The organism is Paenibacillus durus (genome assembly GCF_000756615.1).
GTDB lineage: Bacteria > Bacillota > Bacilli > Paenibacillales > Paenibacillaceae > Paenibacillus_AQ > Paenibacillus_AQ durus.
Map to the genome: position 1 here is coordinate 4,346,875 of NZ_CP009288.1, position 20,246 is coordinate 4,367,120.

The window sequence follows — 20,246 nt, forward strand, 5'->3', positions numbered from 1 at the left end:
GAATTAAAGGCGCTATTCATTTATCATTTGGATTATGACAGAATGGACAGCCCGTGTCAACTATATCCAAGAAAAAAAGCCCCCGCACCATAACCGGCACGAGAGCTGCTGCTTTCAAGTAAATTAAAATTCAAATTCGACGTCGCTCAGGCGGCGTTTGATTTCCGAAATAACGCGCAGTTCTTCCTCTTCACCTTTAGCGACAAAAGTGACGGAGAATCGCACGAACGCGCCCGCATCATCCCAAGGCACGGTGGAGATCAGCTTCTCGCGAATCAGATATTGGGAGAAATCCTCGCCGGACTCAAAGCGGCGTCCGCCCTTGACGCCCTTCGGCGCTTCCACATAGAGGAAGAAAGAGCCCTTCGGTTTCGTCGCCTTGAAGCCAAGGCTGTTCAGCGCATCAACCAGCAGGTTGTGACGGCGGGAATATTTGGCCGCGATCGCTTCCGTGATTTCCGGATGGGCAAGGCCGTAGGCCGCCGCTTTCTGAATCGCGATAAACTGACCGGAATCGTTATTGTCCTTAACGTCGCCGAACGCCTTGACGATCAGCGGATTGCCGGCTACAAACCCGATTCTCCAACCGGTCATGTTGTAAGACTTCGAAAGAGAATGCAGCTCAACGCCAACGTCCTTGGCGCCGCGAACGGACAGGAAGCTCAGCGGCTTCAGGCCGTCATATGTCAGTGCCGCATATGGGGCGTCGTGAATGACGACAACATTGTATTTCTTCGCCCAAGCCACTACTTCGGCAAAAAAATGCGGAGTCGCGCTTGCACCCGTCGGGTTGTTCGGATAGTTCAGGTAGAGAAGCTTCGCCTTGTATGCGATGTCTTCCGGAATGGAGCTCAGGTCGGGAAGGAAGTTGTTCTCCTTCTTAAGCTCGACATTGTAGACTTGTCCGCCCAAATATTTCGTATGGGTGCCCAGCACCGGATAGCCCGGAATGGTCATGATCGTAATATCGCCCGGGTTGATAAAAGCGGAAGGCAGCATCGCAAGCGCCGGTTTCGAGCCAATGGAGTGCAGCACCTCGGTTACAGGGTCAATGCCGTTGACGTTAAATACCTCTTTCAGGTACTTAGCAGCAGCTTCTTTAAATTCGGCAATGCCGTTATCGGCATAACCGCGGTTCTCTTCCTTGGCGGCTTCTTCGGCCAGCTTGGCGACGATGCCCGCATCCGCCATCTCATCCGGTTCGCCGACGCCCATATCGATCAGTTCAATATCGGGGAAGTCTTGTTTGGCCGAAGCCTTGGCGCGTTTAATCTTCTCAAACTTATAAATATTGGTGTCCTTGCCATAGTTCGATCCGCCGATGCGATCTGCGAAATTGTTCTGAATATACGTATTCTGATAGTGTTCAACGCTCATAAAAGTGATCTCACTCCTGCTTCTGGAATATAAGACAGTGAACAGGCGCTCAGCCTATCCATTCTATACTGTTAAATATGACGTAACAGCGGCTTCAAAACAATGGACAAATCGTAAGTTGATTTGTACTTATCTGCTCCGCAGGCGGGCGAGGAGTTCTTCCATATCCTCAGGCAGCGGTGCCGAAAACTCCAGATATTCCTCCGTGGAAGGATGGACGAATCCGAGTATAGCCGCGTGCAATGCTTGTCCGCCCTCCATAAAGATCCCTTTACTCCGGCCGTATACGGGATCGCCGACGAGCGGGTGCCCGATAAATTTCATGTGTACCCGAATCTGATGCGTCCGGCCGGTTTCCAATTGAAGCTGCAGCAGCGTACAATCGCCGAACCGCTCCAGCACGGTAAAATGGGTTACCGCCGTCTTGCTGTTCTTCTCCGTTACCGTATACAGCTTCCGGTCATGCGGGTCTCTGCCGATTGGAGCGTCCACCGTTCCCTGATCATGAGCCACGTTGCCTTGGACGACCGCCAAATAGCGGCGGGTCACGCTGTGCGCTTTGAGCTGGGCGGCAAGCGAATTGTGGCTGGCGTCGTTCTTGGCGGCCATAATGAGGCCCGATGTGTCCTTATCAATCCGGTGCACGATGCCGGGGCGAATCTCGCCGTTAATTCCTGACAGGTCCTTGCAGTGGTACATCAAGGCGTTGACCAGTGTGCCGGAGGGATGACCCGCCGCAGGATGCACGACCATGCCGCGCGGCTTGTTAACGACGATCACGTCGGCGTCCTCATAAGCAATATTCAGCGGAATATCCTCCGGCGTCAGCTCCGAGGTCTCCGGCTCCGGAACCGTCACGGTGATTGAATCCCCCGTAGAAAGCTTGTAGTTCGCTTTTACCGTCCTGCCGTTTACCGTAACATGTCCCGCCTCGATCCACTGCTGCACCTGAGAGCGGGAGATTTCCTCTTCCCAAGCTTCGGTTAAATATTTATCAATACGTTCTCGGGCGTATTCCTCCTGAACGGTCCAGACGACGATATCATTCTCCATGGCTTCGCCTTCTGCCCCTTCATTACGGGCGTCCTTACTCAATGCTGTTCATTCCTTTCCTCTACCTCGCTTGTTTCCTTCACTTCAATCACTTCGGTTGGGCCGCCCCTCATATCCATGATGGAATCGAGTATGATGAGCGCTACGCCGACGACAATACAGGAATCCGCCACGTTAAAGATCGGAAACGTATAGCTGCCGAAATTAAACCGCAGAAAATCGACAACTTCGCCTGTAATCGCCCGGTCGAGAAAGTTGCCGACTGCGCCGCCAAGCACGAGTGACAGCGCCAAGGGCAGCAATCGCCGCGTCCTTTTTACTTTGTTCAAATACCAGACGATTCCAATCAGGACGACAACCGTCACCAGTATGAGAAACCAGCGCTGGTCCTGCAGAATGCTGAAAGCGGCGCCGCGGTTTCGATGCGATGTGATAACAAAAAAGTTCCCGATTACCGGAATTTGTTCGTCGATTTCAAGGCGCGTGGAGATCAGATATTTCGTTCCCTGGTCAAGCAAAAATACGATTAGCGCGATCAGATAGTACACCACTTCAGCTTGTCACTCCGTTCTTATTTTTCCCACCCGAAAGCGGTCCAAAACGTGTATAAAAGACTTGTATATTGTAGCACAGGCGTTAAGAACCCGTCCATTGGAGCGCACCCCGAGCCTTGCTTATCAAAAGCACAATTTTCCAGCGGTAAAAAACCGGCCAATCGGCCAACCTAACAAGGAAAACGGCATATGGAAAGGAGCCGAGGCTAATGAATCACCTGTCTTCGGAACAGCTTGCCCACCTGCGCGGCCTTCTTATCCGCCAGCGGGACGATATCCGGCACAGGCTTAAGGAGAATGAAGATCACGGTCTTGAAGATTCCATGCGGGATATGTCGGGCGAATTGACCGAAATCGACAACCATCCCGGCGATGTCGCAACCGACCTGTATCATCGTTCTATGGATATATCGCTTCAAGAGCTTGAAGAACTGGAACTTAAGGATATAGACGATGCGCTTGAGGCGATGGACAAAGGCACATACGGCATTTGCGCAGCGAGCGGACAGCCGATTCCGTATGAGCGCCTGGCCGCCCTTCCTGCTACGCGCTATTCCAAGGAATACAGCCCCCGCCAGGAAAAGCCGCATACACGCCCGGTTGAAGAGGAATTTCTTACTCCTCCATTCGGGCGGAGCAGTCTCGACGAGCATGAGTATAACGGATTTGACGGCGAGGACGCCTGGCAGATCGTCGAGAGCTTCGGCACCTCCAACACGCCGGCTATGGCGGAGGGAAATAATATCGATTCTTACAATGATATGGAAATCGAAGCCGATGACCCGGATGGCTTCGTCGAGCCCTGGGAAAATTTCATCGCCACGGACATAACGGGCAATCATGTTACCGTCGTGAAGGGACATCAGTACCAGAGTTACATGGACAGCGGAGAAGGCGATTACCTGCTTGATCCTTACGCTAACGAGAAGGAGTAGCCGCAAGGGCTGCTTCTTTTCTTTGCAATGAGTCTTTATGCTCAATAATCAATCATTTCGTCAAATTTCGAGCCTGTTTATATAAATATATTGACAAAACAAGGGCTAGGAATATATTGTAAGGGAAAATTGTTCTTTTTTATTAACCTTAATATGGGCAAAATTCTCCGAAAGGGAATGACGCAAAGCCATGGATCTACAGTCTCAGTTCTTCCCTTGAGACCATGACAGCCAGGTTGCTGAAGAACCGGGACGACTGCATATCAAGCGTCCTAAATGGTGATTTGTCAACCGACCTGTACTCTGTTTTGAGTACAGGTCTTCTGTCATTTGTTATTCTGATCTACCGGTTTTACTTCGAAGGATCGATAACATGACAAACAATATTTAATTTGTGAGGTGGATCTTTTGAAGACAGTCGCAGATTATATGGCGGAAGCACTACGCAATCTCGGAGTAACGCATTCTTTTGGCATTATCGGTAAATCTATTTGTCCCATAGTTCTTAAGATGGTGGATTATGGTATTGAGTTTATTCCCGGGAGACATGAATCCAGCTCTGGATTCGAAGCTTCCGGCTATGCCTTAAAGACCGGAAATCTAGGCGTCGCTTTCGGTACTTCCGGTCCGGGGGGGACGAACCTCCTCACAGCGGCGGCACATGCCAAAGCCAATAACCTCCCTGTGCTGTTTATTACGGGGCATCAATCCATTCAGGAGCTCGGAATTCCCCAATGCCAGGATTCCTCTTCGTATCTAGCAGATTTGGCGGACATGTTCAGACCCGCTACGCTCTTCAGCAAACTAATCGAACGCGGCGACCATTTCAGCACGATTTTTAACCATGCCATTTCCATTGCGCTGAGCGGCAAGCGCGGACCTGTTCATCTGTGCATTCCGTTTGATGTCCAGACAGAACCGCTTAAAGAATGCCGAATTGTTATCCCCGAACGCGAAACCCTTGTCAGTTACGCTAATTTTGACCGGGTTACGGATGCCATTAATCATTCCAGCAGACCTCTGATCATAGCCGGCAAAGGCGTCAACCGCTCCGGCACGCATACGGAATTGGTCCAATTGGCAGAGACTTTTAATATTCCTGTCGTTACTACTCCCGGCGGCAAAGGCGCTATTGCCTGGGATCATCCGCTGTACCATGGTCCGGTCGGTGTTGGCGGATGCAAGCATGGCGACGATTTATTGAACCGCAGTGATTTGTTTATCGTGCTTGGGTCGCGGCTTAGTGACATGACCATTTGTAACCTTAAGGCGGATAATCATCCAAAGACCTTAATTCAGTTTGATGTAGACCCTACCTTTGTGGGAAAAATACTAACCTCCCAGACGATTGCTGTCGGCGGAGATTTGCGCGATAACTTGTCGCTGTATCTCAAGAATGTTGATACTGCCGCTATTAAAAAACGTGAAACGGAGACGGCCGTTCATTATGCGGAAGAACTGCCCGATCTGCCCAAGCTTTCGCTGGCGTCGGTAATGAACACGATGAGCGATCTGATCCCTTATAACAATACCGTATTTGTTGATGACGGCAGCCATGGCTTCAATGCCGTGAAGTGGTACAACGTGAAGAAGCCGGGCAGTTTTGTCTTCGACGCCTACTTTGCCTGCATGGGCAACGCAATCGGCATGGCAATCGGAGCAAAGGTTGCTTCCCCTGAGGAAACGATATTTTGCATTACCGGCGACGGCTGCTTCATGATGCTCGGCACAGAAATTAATACTGCCGTTTGCAAGAATATCCCGGTCATTTTTATCGTTGTGAATAATATGCAGCTGGATATGGCGTTAAAAGGAATGGAAAAAACTACAGGCAGAATCGACGGAACTCTATTTGAAGTTCCTATGGATGCCGTAAAATTTGCCGAATCGCTGGGAGCTGCCGGCTACAAATGCGAGACCAAAGAACAATTTGCTGCTGCTATCAGCGAAGCTGTGGCTTTAAACCGCGTTGCCGTCATCGAGCTATTGACTGACCGTGACGAAGTGCCTCCTACCGCACACCGCACACTAAATCTTAATTAATAGTTTCACAGACAACACAAGCATATGCTTCCGAAGCAAGCTTTGACGAAAAGTAACCCGGGAAGCATAAGCCAGCAAAACTTTTAGGAGGCATCTCAATGAAAGACAACGTAAACAGCGGTTTCAAGCATTTCTCTAATCTTTCCGGCGACTATGGGGCCAAGGCGATGGCTCCGATCAAAGAGCATTTTCCCGAATTGGCTGAATTTATTATGGGCAACGCTTATGGCGACATTTTTCAGCGGACCACTATTGGTGCTGATTGGAAAGAGATTGCCGTTATTTCCTCTCTAATTACGATGGGCCAATTCGAGCAGCTTGGCGTTCATTATGTGATGGCGCTCCGTGTAGGCATGACCGTTGATCAAATCAAGGGTATTTTACTGCATCTGGTGCCATGTGTTGGCGCTCCGAGAATTATTTCCGCTTTTAATGTACTTCTCTCGACACTGGAAGAAATCCAATAACTACTTTTGCGACATAATAATACATGATTCGACTTTTTATTGCATTTTTGAGAAATTCATGTATATAATGAAGTAAAAATATCCCAAGACTAAGGCTATATTGTCGAATATTGGCGTTAGCAGTTAGTTTTTAAGGATATGCTAAACTCATCAAATTCCGGGAGAGATGTACACATGGGAAAATTTATTTTGAAGACAGACGCTACTAAAAAGGTAATTGATATTGAATTAGAAGGAACTTTTACAGAAGAAGACGGCCTTAAATCGATTCAAGCCTATAAAGAAAAGATCATTGGTATTACTCCTGCAGACTATCAGCTGAAGATTGATTGCAGAAAGCTGAATGTAACCGCGCCTGAAGTTGTGCCGCTTCTTGAAGGCTGCTTCATCATGTTCAAGGGCGACGGATTTGAAAAAGTAAATCTTACTCTTGAGAATAATCCTGTCCTCAAAATGCAGCTCTCTCGTCTGGGACGCAAAGCAGGACTGGAAAACCTGGAAATTATTTCAGTCTAGTTATATCAATGGAGTGAATGCTCACACAACTTAGTGCTTAGCGGATGCATTCGATGCGAGTTTTGTTCGAAGCTGGACGATGGAGTGATCGCTCACAAAACTTTTAGGAGGATACATATGGCTGGGATTCGTATTAAGGACATTGATATCTATCATCCAAGCAAAAAGATTGGCAACGACTTTTTCATAAAGCATTTTGACGAAAAGGGGATTGATATCCGTGGACTTCTGGCCGCTCTGGGCCGTGAAAACCGCTACAGCATCGATAATACGGAAGAGAATTCCCTGACGATGGCCTTCGAAGCGGCGAGCAATGTTCTGGAGAAGACCGGTCTTACTGGTGCCGATATCGACCTTATCGCTTATGCGAGCCAAACTCCTGAGTATATCTTTCCTACGAACTCATTGATGATCCACCGGCTAATCAACGGGGCATCCCATACGATCTGCATTGACAGCAATGCGAACTGCGCGGGAATGACAGCTTCGGTTGAACAGGTTAGCCGGCAAATGATGGCCAATCCAAGAATCCGCCGCGCTCTGGTCATCGGCTCCGACCATGTTGCACCGCATGCCGACAAGAATGATCCCGTGTATTATGCCAACTTCGGTGATGCCGCAGCCGCAGTCATTTTGGAGCGTGATGAGAATTCCGTAGGTTTCATAGATTCCATCTACCAGACAGACACTTGTGTCTACGGCAACTCGATGTTTCCAGCGGAAGGCTTAGCCAACGTGGGCCGTACCGGCGTGGGTGCCGGAGAGTTCAATGTTAAATTCATTCCTTTTGACGATTCAATCTGCGTTGACGCCGCCTCTGAGTCTATCAACACCTTGCTTGGTGAAAATGAGATCGCCCCTGAATCGATTAAAGTGGCTTGCTTCTCTCAACTGTCACTTCCCAACATTCGCGCGGTTTCCGAGAAAACTGGGATCGGCAGCGACGCAGCCGTCTACATCGGCGATGAATTTGGTTATACCTCGACGAGCAGCCCTTTCATCGCTCTGCACAGAGCTGTATCCACGGGAAAAATCGAACGCGGGGACAAGCTTCTGTTCTGGACGGTTGGCGCCGGCTGGCAAAATGTAGCTTTTGTAATGGAGTATTAAGAGGCGCGAAGCTTATACAGTCTTATATTTCAAGAAAAACGGCTCACACGCAGATGTTCTGCATGCGGGCCGTTTTTTGCCTTGAACTAATACGTATTGAGTTCGAGCTGATGTTGGACGATGCGGACGATATCGGCGATGTAATCCCCGATAATCGGCAGATTAAGAGCCCCCAGCACCTGAAGCACGTAAATAATGGTTGCCGCAAAAAAAGTAAACCCAATGGCGATCCCGACGCCACGCGCGGTACCCGACAGCACGTTCAGCCATATTAGCCGCCAAGGAGAATGCAGCAGCTCCAAATACTCCGAAATCCGCGACTTTTCCATTCTTTGCGCCCATTCAGTAGCCACCCGGTAAACGGCGTCAATCTTATCCTGGTCAGGAGGTTCTGACGGCCCTTCCCTGCCATGCGACAGTGGTTTCCAATGCATCGGATCGTAGCGATGGTCCGCTCCTCCGTCTTTATTCTCCTTCATCATGCGCCCCCTCCGTTTGGCTCTGAAACGTAAACGAGCCCGGCGAATAGAAACGGTCAGTCTCTTCATTCGCACGGGACTCGCCTATTAGCGCTGAAATATTCAAAGAGGAATATTTCTCGCATTAACGCCAGCGGTCATACTTCTGACGCTAGTATATGCATTTCACGGATGGGACATACGCCTATTCTGCCGACGAACGGCAGCTTAGCCGATGAGAATGCCGATCGTTTTGCCGCCGATATCCACCGTTTCAAAAGAATCGCCGCTGCCGAAATCAACTGTCGTTACAAGGACATTTTCCCGCAGGACATTCTCGAACGCGGTTACTGCAGCTTTCAGCTCGTCATCGACATTCAGTGTGAGCGCGACACGCTTGTCAATCGCCAGATCGAGCCGTTTGCGGTAATCCTGAACCGCGCGTACGATTTCACGCACCCAGCCCTCTTGTTCCAGTTCGGGCGTGATTTCAGTGTTCAGGGCAACCGTAATTCCGTAGCCGGATGCGGACGCGAAGCCCGGTTTGGCCTGCTTGTCGATCAGCAGCTCTTCCGCGGTGATTTGCAGCTCTTCGCCTTCCGGAGAGGTGACGGCGACCCGTCCGTTTTGAACCGCGCTGCGCGTGGCGTCGCTGTCCATCGATTTCAGGAATCCTTGGATGAAGCCGACGTTTTTGCCGTATTTTTTGCCCGCGACCTTCAGGTTCAGCTTCAAAGTGAAATCAACAAATCCGCTGTCGCTAGTCTCCAGCACAATCGACTTGACGTTGATCTCGTCCTTGATGATCTCCTCGTACTCATTGACGTTAAAGCTGTGGCCGATGGATACGATCAGCTCCGAAAGCGGCTGACGCGTCTTGATACCGGTCTCGTTACGGACATTGCGCGCCAGCTCGACGATGTTACGGGCGCTCTCCATGTCCTGCTCAAGCGTGGCATCGATCAGACTCTCGTCTGCTGCCGGATAATCGGCCAGATGTACGCTTTCTCCGCCGCCCAGGTTAACAAAAATATCCTCGGCCAGCATCGGCATGAACGGAGCGACAATCTTCGCCGTCGTCAGCAGCACATGCGTCAACGTACGGTAAGCATCCAGCTTCTCTTCTCCAAGCCCGCTGCCCCAGAAACGGTCGCGGGAACGGCGGATATACCAGTTGCTAAGCTCATCGATAAAGTTCTCGATCGCCTTGGATGAATTGACGAAATCGTTAATCGCAAGCCCTTTATCCACAACGAGGATCAGGCTGTTCAGACGGGACAGAATCCAGCGGTCCAGCTTATGATTCGACAGCTTGAAAGGGTGCTCCGCCGGATCGTAGCCGTCGATGCCCGCGTACAGTGTCAGGAACGCGTGGGTGTTCACCAGCGTATCTACAACCTTGGACTTGCTCTCACCTACAAGCCCGCGCGAGAAGCGCTTGTTGTTCCACGGCGCGCTGTCAGACAAAATCGCCCAGCGGAACGCGTCGGTGCCGTATTCGTTCATGATATCCCAAGGATTGATGACATTACCTTTGGATTTGGACATCTTCTGGCCGTTCTCGTCGAGAATGTGGCCTGTCGCGATAACCGCCTTGTAAGGCGCCTTGCCCTTGAACAGCGTCGATACCGCAAGCAAACTGTAGAACCAGCCGCGCGTCTGGTCGATGCCCTCACAGATCATGTCTGCCGGATATTGGTCTTCCAGCTTATCCGCGTTCTCGAACGGGTAATGGCTCTGAGCAAAAGGCATCGAGCCGCTGTCGAACCATACGTCGATGACTTCGGAGGTCCGTACCATTTCCGCGCCTTCCTTGAACGGGCTGCGCAGGCGGATGTTATCCACATACGGCTTATGCAGCTCGATGTCTTCGGGCACATCAGAGGCGGCCATTTCTCTCAGCTCGGCGATGCTGTGCGGCGCGAACTCTTTGCCCGTCTCCTCACAGACCCATACGTTCAGCGGTGTGCCCCAGTAGCGGTTACGACTGATGTTCCAGTCCACAAGCTCATCGAGGAACTTGCCGAACCGGCCTTCGCGGACATGGCCCGGATACCAGTCGACGCCGTTGTTGTTCGCAATCAGCTGATCCTTGATCGCTGTCGTGTTGATGAACCAGCTGTCTGTCGCATAGTACAGAAGCGGCGTGTCACAGCGCCAGCAGAATGGATAGCTATGCTCGTATTTTTCCTTACCGTACAACAGGCCCTTCTCCGACAGCATTTTGACGATATCGAGGTCGCAGTCTTTGACAAAGCGTCCGGCAAAATCGGTCACCGTATCGGTATATTTACCCGAAGTATCCACCACGTTCACGAAGGTGATACCGTTCTCTCGGCAGGTCTTGTAGTCATCCTCGCCATGCGCCGGAGCCATATGCACGATCCCCGTACCGCTGGCATCCGTTACGAAAGAAGCACCGACGATCACATTGCTTCTCTCCGCCTGAATGTAGCTGAACGGGGGCTGGTACGTTTTGCCGACCAGATCGGAGCCCTTCAGTTCGGACAGAACAGTATGCTCGCCCTTGGCCACTTCTTCCACCAGATTCTTGGCCATGATGTAGACGCCGTCTTCCTGCTGCACCCGCACATAGTCCATGTCCGGATTAACCGCCAGCGCCATATGCGCCGGAAGCGTCCAAGGCGTCGTCGTCCAGGCCAGCACATATTCACCGCTGTCATCCAGCTTGAACTTGGCCGTGGCGCTCAGATCTTTGACGGTCTTGTAGCCTTGGGCCACTTCATGCGAGCTGAGCGTCGTCTGACAGCTCGGACAGTAAGGGCTGACGCGATGGCCGCGATACAGCAGCCCTTTCTCATGCACTGTAGCCAGAATGTTCCATACGCTCTCGATGTAGGTGTTGTTCAAGGTAACGTAAGGATTGTCGAGGTCGGTCCAATACCCGATCGCCTCTGTAAATTCACGCCACTGCTTCTCGTAGCCAAAAACGCTGTCTTTGCACTTTTTGATGAACTTCTCGACGCCGTAGGCTTCGATCTCCTGCTTGCCGGAGATGCCAAGCTGCTTCTCCACACCAAGCTCCACCGGCAGACCGTGGGTATCCCAGCCAGCCTTGCGCACGACGCGGTAGCCCTTCATCGTCTGGTAACGGCCGATAAAGTCCTTGATAACGCGGCCGAGCACGTGCCCGATATGCGGCGCGCCGTTCGCGGTCGGCGGACCTTCATAGAATACATAGTTCGGCTTGCCTTCGCGGTACTCGATGGATTTGCGGAACGTATTCTCCTCGTTCCATTTCTTTAAGATGCGGACGTCTCTGTCCCGCGCCTTTTCTTTGATGTCTACTTTATGCATAGATTCCATTCCTTTCGTGGTTTTGTCTTAAAACCGTTTTCGATCCCCCTAAATCCAACCTTTCGATCCCCCTAAATCCCCCTTAGCCAAGGGGGACCCCAAGGGCTCCGCCCTCTGGACACCCGGAAGTTTGTCGAAGTCCGAGGCAGCGGCGGTTTTTAGAGTTACTGTTGGTGGTGTGCCCGCTTGCCGCAAGCGGCCGCTCTAAGTTGGCACCCGAGCCGCGAACCCGTTAGGGCAGCACTCGCGAGGGGCCACTGGCGGGCGGCGCGCAGCCGCACGCACCAGGTCTGGCCCTTGGCACCCGAGCCGCGAACCCGTCAGGGCAGCACTCGCGAGGGGCCTCAAGGCGGGCGGCGCTCAGCTGCACGCACCAGGGTTGCCCCTGGCACCCGAGCCGCGTTCCCGTTAGGGCAGCAATTGCGAGGGGCCTCACGCGGGCGGCGCGCAGCCGCACGCACCAGGTCTGCCCCTGGCACCCGAGCCGCGATCCCGTTAGGGCAGCATTCGCGAGGGGCCTCAAGGCGGGCGGCGCTCAGCTGCACGCACCAGGGTTGCCCCTGGCACCCGAGCCGCGATCCCGTTAGGGCAGCACTCGCGAGGGGCCACTGGCGGGCGGCGCGCAGCCGCACGCCTTCTCGGGCGCTGTGAAGGCCCCGAGCGGCGTCCCCATCAGGGGATGCCGCGAGAAGGGCCGCTCCACCGTCGCCCCCCGCTCCCCAACCGCCAAGCCCTGCGATCCTCTCCAACCCTTGCGGGTGTCCAGAGGGTGCAACCCTTGGGGTCCCCCTTGAGTAAGGGGGATTTAGGGGGATCGCCCCACACAAAATAAACGCCCCGCCCCCAAAGGGGCGAGGCGACGCTCGCGATACCACCCTAATTCCGCGCAGATTCCTTCCGTGTTAACGGCCTAGGTACAGCGCGATCTCAGCTCCCGCGCAAGAACGCAGGTCCGGTGTAACGTCCGGGATACGGCTTACCTTACGCACGACACAACGTTCGTTTCGGGTTCGCTTCTTAGGGAGGATATTCCGGCATGGTCTGAACATCGGCTTGCAGCAGGGCGCCGACTCTCTGGGGATCATTACCATGACGTACTTGTCCCGTCATCGAATACGTATAAAATGTTACAGATATGATCTAGTTATAGCCTCTTTGACGACAAAAGTCAACAGGCCAAGGCAAGTGCCTCAAAATACTTCTTCACGAACCTCGCGGCTTTCCAGCGCGTCCCAATCGTCTTGGGACAACAGTTCGAGCTGCGCTTCCACCAGTGTCCGGAACCGCGTACGATAAATCGAAGCCTGCTTGCGCAGCTCTTCGGTCTCAATCGCGATTTTGCGGGACTTGGATAAGGCTTCGTTGATAATCCGGTCGGCGTTCTTCTCGGCTTCCTTGATGATCAGCTGGCTTTCTTTCTTCGCGTTGTTCTTCACTTCATCGGCAGTTTCCTGGGCTACAATGATGGTCTTCGACAAGGTTTCTTCGATGTTCGTAAAATGGTCCAGGCGCTCCTGCAGAGCCATGAGCTGATTGTTCAGCTCCTTGTTCTCACGGATGATGCTCTCGTAATCTTTGATGACCTGGTCCAGAAATTCATTGACCTCGTCTTCATCATAACCTCGGAGCCGCCGGGTAAACTCCTTGTTATGTATATCGAGCGGCGTTAATGGCATGCTGTGCACCTCCTAGAAATTTCGGGCCTCGCCCAAACGTCCGTTCATCTCCGCGGACGAAGAAGAAAGTCAGAAAAAACAAGTTAGGAAAGGGCGATCGACCCATTCTTCCCGTGAATGCCTTAGAACTCGCCTCTTCAACAATTATCGGCGTCCAGCTCCACAAATGTTAGCTGCCCTCATGAGTTATTCAATTTCGACAAGCGTACCGAAATTCCTGCAAGAAAATTATACAAATTTACCGACCCGGACCCGGTATCGGCCTTTTTTTGTAAGTCCGCCAATCTCCAGCACTTTAAACCGTCCAAAGCCTTGAATCGAGACCACATCGCCTTCTTTCAGATGGGAAGAAGGGTCCTCCTCCACCTTCCAGTTCACCCGGACGCGGCCGGCTTTGACGGGAACGAGAATTTTACTCCGGCTTAGCCGGCACACATCCGCAGCGATTCCGTCCAGACGCAGGGAAGACACGGTAATCTCCATGGGCTCCAGCCTGACTTCGGATCTGCGAAGTTCCGACACCGGCAGCACTTCCACGCTGACCGGAGCGCGGCCTACGCTGCTCATATGCAGAGCCAAATAATCGGCGATATCCGACGTCACGACGGCATGGCAGCCGTTCTCCAGGACGTGGATATCGCCGATTTTGCTTCGCTTGACTCCCAGACCAAGCAGGGAACCCATATAATCTCCATGCTCCAGTTCCGAAAGTTTCTGCTCCGCCGGTGTTATACTCAGCACTTTCAGCGCCATATCTTCGTCTTCCAAATCACGGTAATCAGGAGCGATCAGCGCTCTCCGCCGCTCCGATTCTTCATGCCCGCCTTCCCATCTGACCTTCACATCGGGATGACGGTTCACCAAAGATTGCAGGATGTATCCCTGCCGCGGATCGAGGAAATCCGTCAGCTTCAGTTCATGATAACGGGCCGCATTCTCCACCCATTCATAGGCCTGATCCACAAACTGCCGCTCATCCGGATGAAAATGACCGTAAATTTCGTTCTTCATCCCTTATCCCATCAGATAAAACAGTACGGACCGCAATCCGTTCGCTGCAAGCTCAAGCACGAGCAGCGCTACGAACGGCGAAAAGTCGATCGTTCCGAACAAGGGTGGAATAATCTTGCGGAACGGCGTCAAATAAGGCTCCACCAGCTTTCCGAGCAGTTCTCCGATGAAGTTGTCACGGACGTTTGGCAGCCAGGACATCAGCACGTAGAAAATAATCATGTAGAAATAGATGTTGAATAGGATTTCGATAATGGAATTGATTTGGTGCAAAGCCCGTTCACCTCATTCTGTTATAGTCTTGATCGTCTGCGAGCATTTCCGAAATGGAGCCTTGTATTTCAACGGTATCCGGCGAGCAGAGGAAGATATTCCCCCCGATTTTGGAAATACCTCCGCTCAAAGCATACACTGTTCCGCTTAAAAAATCGATTATTCGCATCGCCTGATCATTGCGGACCCGCTGCAAATTGACGACGACGGTACGGTGTGAGCGAATATGGTCGGCGATTTCCTGAGCTTCATCATAGGACCGCGGCTCGTACAGCACAACCTTTACATTTTTTTGCGAATGGATGCTGACGACGTTCCCTGCCCGCTGGTTCTTGCGCGTTTCTACAGGACTCGGCGCATAATCTTCCTCATCATGCTGGTTAAGCGGTTCACGTTCAACGATCTCCTCTTCTTCCTGTAAACCCAAAAAGCTCATAAACCGGTTCATGACGCCCATTACGATCCCTCCTCATGGCCTACCAATACCGTACCCAGGCGCACCCAGGTGGCCCCTTCTTCAATCGCAACTTCAAAGTCATTCGACATGCCCATCGACAGCTCTGTTATCGGCTCCGGAGTCAGCCCCATGCCGTTAAGCTTGTCCCGCAGTTCGCGAAGGCCGCGAAATACCGGACGCGTAAGCTCCGGATCTTCCTCATTCGGCGCCATTGTCATCAGTCCGATGATTTTGAGATGGTTTAGACCCGAGATCTCCCGCAAAAAATCGGGAACCTTGTCCGGACTCAGGCCGTATTTCGACTCTTCTCCAGAGACGTTCACCTGAAGAAAAACGTTCACATCCAGTCCTTCCGCTTCCGCCTTGCGATGCAATTCCTTGGCCAGCGACATCCGGTCCAGTGAGTGAATATATTGAAATTTGCCGATAACATCCTTCACCTTATTGGTCTGCAAATGCCCGATAAAATGCCATGTTCCCTGATGCCCCAGCGCTTCCCACTTGCTCTCTGCAACCTGCCAGCGGTTCTCGCCAATATTTACAAGACCGGAAGCCAGCACGGCGGATGTCGCTTCCAGCGATACATATTTCGTCACAGCGATGATATGGACATCACGGCTGTCCCGTCCGCTTCTTGCGCACGCGCGCTCAATCCGCCGACTGACTTCGGCTATTCTTTCCTGCAATGTCGAGGACAACGGTCAACTCTCCTTTATTCCGATCCAGCTCGCCATTCTTCCCGTAACACCGTTTTCCTTACGGTAAGAGAAGAACAAATCATCATTACAGCTTGTACACCAAGATGTACATTCGATATGAGTCGGCAATATTCCTGCTTTTATCATAATGCGTCGGTTCAATTCTTTCAAGTTGAGCATCATTTTGCCATTATGCGCGGTCGACGGGCGGTATAGACTCTCTGCGGATTCCTCTGCCAGAGCCAGACTACCCTCCAGCTTCCGAACGCGGTCCATTACGAAATCGTCCACTTCATAACAGCAGCCCCCGATGCTCGGTCCAATTGCAGCCCGGATATCTTCCTTACGGCTGCCGTAGACTGTCTCCATTCTTTGAACCATAGCCAAAGCGATTTCAGCAACTGTCCCTTTCCAGCCCGCATGGGCCAATCCGACGGTGCCTGACACCGGGTCATAGAAAAAGAGGGGCACACAATCCGCATAAAAAGAAGTCAGCAGCACGCCGGGCACATTGGTCAGAAGTCCGTCCGTATCCGCAAACGCCGAAGTCCGGTCCAGGCTGCCGCGCCCCTTGTCGTCTGCCGTTACAATAGCAATTTCCGCGCCGTGTACTTGTTCCCCGCATGTCCAGTCTTCTAGCGCAAAGCCGAGGGTTTCAGCGATGGTCTTACGGTTCTTAATGACATCCTCTGGAATGTCGCCCACATGAAGAGCGCAGTTCAGACTCTCGTAAGGCGCGCGTCCGGCTCCCCCGGTCCGTCCGGTAAATCCGGCTGTTATTTTGGAAAAACGGTCAGTCCACGGCTTCAGGCTGAATAGTGCCGGACTAACGCTATTTTGCACAAACGGTTCCATTCTCTCACCCCGTCTTTAAGTGTACCATAAGACAAGCTCCTATAATCTCAAAAAAGACAGCGCTGCGTTCAATACGCGCGCCGTTCATTCCGTTCTTCCCGCTGGATCACCAGCATCTCCCGTTCTTCCGCTTCTGACGAAGGGCGGGGTTCCTCCATTTTCACGAGCACGACATCCGAACCGATCTTCACAATGTTCCGCCACGGAATGACGAGATCGGCACCCCCGCCGAATAATCCTAAAAATCTCGTATACCCCGGAACGATAATGGCGTCAATGACTCCACGCCGCAGATCCAGCTCCAGATCGCTGATTTGTCCAAGGCGTCTTCCGTCGACAATATTGATTACGTCTTTGGCCTGAAAATCGGAAATTTTCATTTTTTTGCCCGAAGCCAGAGCTTCCTGATTCATGTCCGCCACCTCTGTTAGTTCAAACGTATACTTTAAGTATATGTACCGGCGGCTTGGTCAAATGCTCATTATTCATGATTGTCAAAAAAATAGCCCACCGTCAGGCCGGACCCTCGGGTGGGATTGGTTGTCCTTATTTGGGTTATGACTTCACATGCTTTTGCATCTGCTGAATGGCCGATTTCTCAAGCCGGGAGACCTGCGCCTGGGAAATGCCGATTTCATCGGCGACCTCCATTTGCGTCTTGCCCTCGAAAAACCGCATCGACAGGATGCGTTTTTCCCGCTGTCCCAGCCTCTGCATCGCCTCCCGCAGCGCAATTTCCTCTATCCAGGAGACGTCTTTGTTCTTGTCGTCGCTGATCTGGTCCATAACGTAAATCGGATCGCCGCCATCGTGATAGATCGGCTCGAACAAGGATACGGGGTCTTGAATGGCATCAAGTGCGAATACAACATCCTCTTTCGGCACGCCCAGCGCCTCTGAAATCTCAAAAATCGTGGGCTCCCGCGAGTTCTGATTCGTCAGGCTGTCGCGCACCTGCAGCGCCTTGTAGGCGATGTCCCTTAAGGAACGGGAGACGCGGATCGGGTTGTTATCCCGCAAGTAGCGGCGGATTTCGCCGATAATCATCGGCACCGCATAGGTGGAAAATTTAACGTTCTGCGACAGATCGAAGTTATCGATGGCTTTCATCAGCCCGATGCAGCCCACCTGAAACAAATCGTCCACGAATTCCCCTCGGTTGTTGAACCGCTGAATCACGCTTAGCACCAGTCTCAGATTGCCGTTTACCAATTTCTCTCTGGCGGATTTTTCGCCATGCTGCTGCAGCGAAGTGAACAGCTCCCGCATCTCCGCGTTCGTCAGAACGGGCAGCTTGGCGGTATCCACACCGCATATCTCGACTTTATTACGGGTCATGATGATTAACCTCCCAAGGAGAAACATTACTGTACATTATCTCCCCGGTCGGCCATTTTATTCCTTGGTAAATTCCTCCCGTAAGGTTCCCTTCAGGGCAGGCTAAACCATCTTATTGAACTCTTTTCGCAGTCGTTTGATTATTCTTTTTTCCAGACGGGAAATATAGGATTGGGAGATGCCGAGCAGATCGGCGACGTCTTTCTGCGTCTTCTCCTCGCCGCCGCGCAGACCGAACCGCAGTTCCATAATGAGCCGCTCCCGCTCGCTCAGCTTCTCCAGCGCCTTCTGCAGCAGCTTGCGGTCCACCTGCTCCTCGATGTTCCGGTAGATGGTATCATTTTCCGTCCCCAGCACGTCCGATAGCAGCAGTTCATTTCCGTCCCAGTCGATGTTAAGCGGCTCATCAAAGGATACCTCGCTGCGCGTCTTGTTGTTGCGGCGCAGATACATGAGGATTTCATTCTCGATGCAGCGCGACGCGTATGTGGCCAGCTTGATTTTTTTCTCGGGATCAAACGTGTTGACCGCCTTGATTAAACCGATTGCGCCGATGGAGACCAGGTCCTCGATATTAATGCCGGTATTTTCGAATTTGCGCGCTATGTACACGACAAGGCGCAGATTGCGCTCGATCAGCATCGCGCGTACGGCCGCGTCGCCCGAAGGGAGCCGCTGAAGCAGATAATCCTCTTCCTCCCGCGTCAGCGGCGGGGGAAGCGCCTCGCTGCCTCCGATGTAGTAAATTTCCTGGCTTTTCAGCCCCAGCAGAAACAGCACCCGGTAATATTGGAGCTGCAGCGTCAGTTTCCATTTGATCATCGTTGTTCCTCCTTCCAGAAGTGCGCGCCAGGAAGCTGCCGTACACGCTCTCCCGCCCGTTTGCGCAGGCCGATATTTCCGGTATGAAATTCGGGCTTCGCTTTCTATGACTTTCAGTCCCATCAAGCGACTCCTCCCGGCTCAGCGGCAGCTTCTCCCTGTGCCAGATCCGGATGGATAATCGCCCGGTAGGCTCCGTCTCCGGACAGCGTCCCGCCGTCAAGGCCGATCAGCACCTTGCGGTGCAGGGCAGTCTCTCCGCCAAGCGTTACGGCAACATGGTCAGGCTTTAACGCGAGCATAAATGACGCTCCCCTGTTCACTCCGCGGTAGGGGACCAGTCTAAGCCGGTCCTGCCATCTAAAGGACTGCCCGTCCGTTTCTAAAAGCAGCTGATCCGCCCCCTCCTGGGATAGACGTCCTTTCCATTCCTTTGGCAAATACTCCTCCCATAACGAGGCCTCCATGACCATAACGGGGGTTTTTGTCAGAGGATCGTACAGCCTGTTGCCGGTATCGAGCAGTCCGGGGCAGGTGACCGTCACGCCGTCGATCTCCACCTGCACCATGCCGATATAAGCTTCAAGCTTCTCTCTTCGCGCGCGGGAGGAATGAACGGCTTTGTAACAGCACAGCACCAGCAGCAGGATCAACAACACAAACCAAAACCCGATTTTCAGCCGGTACGCATATCCTCCCGTCGCCGTATACAAGATCCCGTTCCAGATATCACCAGAGCTTTGGAGCAGATAATGTACACCCAGAATGCCGCCCGCCGCTGCAAAGTTAATCATATAAAAGGCCCCCATACTCCGGAAGAAGCCCTGCAGACTGGGATAACCGAAAGCGACCCAGAGCATAACGACCGACAAGCCGAACTTGATCAAAAAGGTGTACATGAAGGAAAGCTCCGGCACAAACATCATAACGACATAGAGCGCACCAACTAGAGCGGATAACCACAGCCGCAACCACTTGATCCTCACCTTGATCATCCAGCCGGTCAGCCAGAGCAGCGCCGCGTCGATCAGCAGATTGGCGGCAAAAATCAAGTCGATATAAACTACCATTCACTCACCTGCTTAAGGCTGCATATTGACGGCAACAAGAATGTTTGGCTTCGGGTCTTTTTGCTGCGATAGGAATAGTATAGAAAGTCTCAAGTCCAAAGTCTGTCTAAATCTGGGAGGCGTTAGCGGGCTTTTTTTGTCGAGATTTCTTGTACCCTTCAAGTACAGCTTATGCTCGCAAGCCGATCATCAGTACTTAAACAGTCTTTCTGTAT

The 20,246-nt window shown here is 52.3% G+C and carries 20 protein-coding genes and 1 riboswitch; of the genes, 5 read left to right on the top strand and 15 right to left on the bottom strand.

Translation table 11 applies throughout. The annotated features are described in order from the left end of the window. Positions 1-123: 123 nt before the first annotated feature. The 3 genes from PDUR_RS18885 to lspA form a co-directional block, all read right to left on the bottom strand. Positions 124-1,377 carry an LL-diaminopimelate aminotransferase gene (locus PDUR_RS18885; protein ID WP_042207673.1) on the bottom strand — a complete coding sequence of 418 codons (1,254 nt, stop codon included), beginning with the start codon at positions 1,375-1,377 and terminating at the stop codon, positions 124-126. A 129-nt stretch (positions 1,378-1,506) separates the two neighbouring features. Beyond that, positions 1,507-2,430 carry an RluA family pseudouridine synthase gene (locus tag PDUR_RS18890; protein ID WP_042209516.1) on the bottom strand — a complete coding sequence of 308 codons (924 nt, stop codon included), beginning with the start codon at positions 2,428-2,430 and terminating at the stop codon, positions 1,507-1,509. Positions 2,431-2,468: 38 nt separating this feature from the next. Next, positions 2,469-2,981, bottom strand: coding sequence for a signal peptidase II (gene lspA, locus PDUR_RS18895; protein ID WP_042207675.1), 513 nt, complete (start codon positions 2,979-2,981; stop codon positions 2,469-2,471). Between the two features lie 212 nt (positions 2,982-3,193). Here lspA and PDUR_RS18900 point away from each other — a divergent pair, with 212 nt between their 5' ends. The 5 genes from PDUR_RS18900 to PDUR_RS18920 all read left to right on the top strand — a co-directional run bounded on the left by PDUR_RS18900 (position 3,194) and on the right by PDUR_RS18920 (position 8,055). Beyond that, entirely contained in the window at positions 3,194-3,919 is a 726-nt protein-coding gene (locus PDUR_RS18900) for a TraR/DksA C4-type zinc finger protein (protein ID WP_042207676.1), read from the top strand. A 146-nt stretch (positions 3,920-4,065) separates the two neighbouring features. Next, positions 4,066-4,163: riboswitch (cyclic di-GMP riboswitch) on the top strand. A gap of 155 nt (positions 4,164-4,318) precedes the next feature. Beyond that, the gene (locus PDUR_RS18905; protein WP_052410306.1) at positions 4,319-5,962 is read left to right on the top strand and encodes a thiamine pyrophosphate-binding protein; all 1,644 of its coding nucleotides are present in this window, start codon (positions 4,319-4,321) and stop codon (positions 5,960-5,962) included. Positions 5,963-6,060: 98 nt separating this feature from the next. Then, positions 6,061-6,429: a carboxymuconolactone decarboxylase family protein gene (locus tag PDUR_RS18910; protein WP_036602809.1), complete on the top strand. Its 369-nt coding sequence runs from the start codon at positions 6,061-6,063 to the stop codon at positions 6,427-6,429. Positions 6,430-6,603: 174 nt separating this feature from the next. Then, positions 6,604-6,945 carry a hypothetical protein gene (locus PDUR_RS18915; RefSeq protein WP_042207678.1) on the top strand — a complete coding sequence of 114 codons (342 nt, stop codon included), beginning with the start codon at positions 6,604-6,606 and terminating at the stop codon, positions 6,943-6,945. 117 nt (positions 6,946-7,062) lie between these two features. Then, complete coding sequence (locus PDUR_RS18920; RefSeq protein WP_042207679.1) at positions 7,063-8,055, top strand: 3-oxoacyl-[acyl-carrier-protein] synthase III C-terminal domain-containing protein; 993 nt, start codon at positions 7,063-7,065, stop codon at positions 8,053-8,055. 86 nt (positions 8,056-8,141) lie between these two features. Here the strand turns inward: PDUR_RS18920 and PDUR_RS18925 are convergent, their stop codons facing one another. From PDUR_RS18925 to spoIIGA, 12 genes are all read right to left on the bottom strand, one after another. Continuing rightward, positions 8,142-8,537 (bottom strand): DUF5665 domain-containing protein, encoded by a 396-nt coding sequence (locus tag PDUR_RS18925; RefSeq protein ID WP_407944239.1) that lies wholly within the window; start codon positions 8,535-8,537, stop codon positions 8,142-8,144. Positions 8,538-8,741: 204 nt separating this feature from the next. Beyond that, the gene (gene ileS, locus PDUR_RS18930; protein ID WP_042207680.1) at positions 8,742-11,831 is read right to left on the bottom strand and encodes an isoleucine--tRNA ligase; all 3,090 of its coding nucleotides are present in this window, start codon (positions 11,829-11,831) and stop codon (positions 8,742-8,744) included. A gap of 1,190 nt (positions 11,832-13,021) precedes the next feature. Continuing rightward, positions 13,022-13,507, bottom strand: coding sequence for a DivIVA domain-containing protein (locus tag PDUR_RS18935; protein WP_042207681.1), 486 nt, complete (start codon positions 13,505-13,507; stop codon positions 13,022-13,024). A gap of 228 nt (positions 13,508-13,735) precedes the next feature. Then, positions 13,736-14,518, bottom strand: coding sequence for a YlmH family RNA-binding protein (locus PDUR_RS18940; RefSeq protein WP_042207682.1), 783 nt, complete (start codon positions 14,516-14,518; stop codon positions 13,736-13,738). A gap of 3 nt (positions 14,519-14,521) precedes the next feature. Further along, the gene (locus PDUR_RS18945; protein ID WP_081949589.1) at positions 14,522-14,791 is read right to left on the bottom strand and encodes a YggT family protein; all 270 of its coding nucleotides are present in this window, start codon (positions 14,789-14,791) and stop codon (positions 14,522-14,524) included. A 7-nt stretch (positions 14,792-14,798) separates the two neighbouring features. Next, positions 14,799-15,248, bottom strand: a complete 450-nt coding sequence (locus PDUR_RS18950; RefSeq protein ID WP_042207683.1) for a cell division protein SepF — start codon at positions 15,246-15,248, stop codon at positions 14,799-14,801. Next, complete coding sequence (locus tag PDUR_RS29395; RefSeq protein WP_042207684.1) at positions 15,248-15,946, bottom strand: YggS family pyridoxal phosphate-dependent enzyme; 699 nt, start codon at positions 15,944-15,946, stop codon at positions 15,248-15,250. The genes PDUR_RS18950 and PDUR_RS29395 overlap by 1 nt, the downstream gene beginning before the upstream one ends. Before the next feature lie 3 nt (positions 15,947-15,949). Continuing rightward, entirely contained in the window at positions 15,950-16,801 is an 852-nt protein-coding gene (gene pgeF / locus PDUR_RS29400) for a peptidoglycan editing factor PgeF (RefSeq protein WP_042207685.1), read from the bottom strand. Positions 16,802-16,869: 68 nt separating this feature from the next. Beyond that, positions 16,870-17,214, bottom strand: a complete 345-nt coding sequence (locus PDUR_RS18965) for a YlmC/YmxH family sporulation protein (RefSeq protein ID WP_042207686.1) — start codon at positions 17,212-17,214, stop codon at positions 16,870-16,872. A 142-nt stretch (positions 17,215-17,356) separates the two neighbouring features. Continuing rightward, complete coding sequence (gene sigG / locus PDUR_RS18970; protein WP_036598778.1) at positions 17,357-18,139, bottom strand: RNA polymerase sporulation sigma factor SigG; 783 nt, start codon at positions 18,137-18,139, stop codon at positions 17,357-17,359. Positions 18,140-18,241: 102 nt separating this feature from the next. Beyond that, positions 18,242-18,961 (bottom strand): RNA polymerase sporulation sigma factor SigE, encoded by a 720-nt coding sequence (gene sigE / locus PDUR_RS18975; protein ID WP_025701506.1) that lies wholly within the window; start codon positions 18,959-18,961, stop codon positions 18,242-18,244. A 122-nt stretch (positions 18,962-19,083) separates the two neighbouring features. Further along, complete coding sequence (gene spoIIGA, locus PDUR_RS18980) at positions 19,084-20,031, bottom strand: sigma-E processing peptidase SpoIIGA (RefSeq protein WP_042207687.1); 948 nt, start codon at positions 20,029-20,031, stop codon at positions 19,084-19,086. Between the last annotated feature and the right edge of the window lie 215 nt (positions 20,032-20,246).